General features: G+C 40.1%; 1 protein-coding gene. It reads right to left on the minus strand.

Translation table 11 applies throughout. From position 1 onward, the window contains the following. A partial coding sequence (locus tag AC1QQ2_RS14850; RefSeq protein WP_479713724.1) for a glycosyltransferase occupies positions 1-339 on the minus strand: 339 nt, incomplete at both ends.

The raw sequence follows: 339 nt of genomic DNA on the forward strand, positions 1-339 counted from the left end.
ATATCAACTCTATCATCCCAAATGTATGGGGTTGGTACTGAACCTGCCAATGATTGTGCTCTACTCCAAACTGGAATTGCCCATTCACCCCAAGTTACTTTATCTTCCCACTCTCTCCAATTGTGAAGTGAACCAATCTTAATGTAATCATCTGCGGTTAAGAGTTCACCACTATCTTTAAATCTGAATCCACATTGGTCTTGCAATCCACCTGTAACATTTACGATGATTGGAGTTCCAGCCATTACCGATTCTGCGGTTGCCAATCCAAATCCTTCGTTGTTAGCGATATTGATTGTACAATCTACAATGTTGTAGAATTGATTGAGTTCTTCTTGG

It is taken from the genome of Aestuarium sp., assembly GCF_023253315.1.
In the GTDB taxonomy this organism is placed as follows: Bacteria; Pseudomonadota; Alphaproteobacteria; order Rhodobacterales; family Rhodobacteraceae; genus Marivivens; species Marivivens donghaensis.